Genomic DNA, 1,353 nt, shown 5'->3' on the forward strand with positions numbered 1-1,353 from the left:
TGTTCTATATTACACCTCTATATCCAAATCGTCAACACCTTTTATTCAATTAATAATAAAAATAATAAAAAGGACATCTCATTACATACAAGGCGTCCTTTTTATTACACATTATATACACTTATAAACTTTAACACTCTTCATTCTCTTTAATGTTTCGATCTCCTGTCATAAATAAATCAATTAATTTACGTTTATCCGCCCATATCACTCCAAATAAGACTAAGCCACCGCCTATTACTATTCTCCACGTTAAAGATTCATTTAATAGAACAATTGAAGCAACAATACTTATTAACGGTAATCCATTTAAATATAATCCACTTACTGATGCGGAAACTCTCTCTAGTGCTTTATTCCAAAACCAATATGCTAGAATTGTCGCTCCAATAACAAGATACATCACACTAAATCCAGTCTTCCACGTTTCAATCTTTGGGAAACCATAATAAAAAGTTTCTACCATTGCAAATGGTAATAGAATAACAGCTCCTATAATTAAAGTTAATGTTGTAAAAACCTTGTTTGATAGATACTGTTCCTGTTTTGGCTGTTTTAACAATACTGTATAGAAAGCAAATAAGAAAGTGCTTAATAAAATAAGGATATCTCCTATTAAAGATACCTCTTGATCGACATTACTAGATGGAATTGTAATAAGAAGTACTCCGATAGCCCCCAATATAATACCGATCCAATAGTTAAGTTGAATTTCCTCTTTCAAAAAGAACGCTGAAAAAAGAATGGTAACTAACGGCAATGCAGCATCTATGATACTAACATGTAATCCACTTGTTAAAGAAATGCCGTAGGATGTGAACATAAAGTACCCGGCTACACCAGTAAAAGATAGCAAACTCATTCTTTTCCATGGAATATGTTTATGTACAATTGCTTTTTGTAGTTCGTTAAATGAGAAAAGCGTACAAATTCCCCCCGCAAAGAAAAGACGAATAAATAATAAAGTAAATGGTTGAATAGATTCTAACGCCCATTTCGTTGGCGCAATTGCCGTTCCCCATAGTATAACAGCCACTAATAACATGCATATTTCCTTCACAATCCCCCACACCCATCAAAAAATATATGTTAACTACCTTAATTATAGAGTTTTTCTTATGTAAAATCCTTTAAAAACACAAAAGGTTATGTGAAAAAAAGCTAGATAGCTCTTTTTCACATAACCTTTTCATATAAGATCTAAAATATTCTTAGTCATTCTACAACTCAATTAATATAAAAAGGTAATTCTTACCTTAAACTAATATTTAAACGTATTACTTTATAACCCTTTTATCACCTGATCATCCAATTTTTTAAAAAACAGTCTCTATTTCATTCTCTTTTCTTCTT

Annotated in this window: 1 protein-coding gene; it reads right to left on the minus strand. The window is 31.0% G+C overall.

Features of this window, described 5'->3' with window-relative positions; translation table 11 throughout:
- Nucleotides 1-130 precede the first annotated feature (130 nt).
- Nucleotides 131-1,045 (minus strand): DMT family transporter, encoded by a 915-nt coding sequence (locus tag COI75_RS17235; protein ID WP_000927819.1) that lies wholly within the window; start codon nucleotides 1,043-1,045, stop codon nucleotides 131-133.
- Between the last annotated feature and the right edge of the window lie 308 nt (nucleotides 1,046-1,353).

Source organism: Bacillus cereus (assembly GCF_002564555.1).
Taxonomy (GTDB): domain Bacteria; phylum Bacillota; class Bacilli; order Bacillales; family Bacillaceae_G; genus Bacillus_A; species Bacillus_A cereus_K.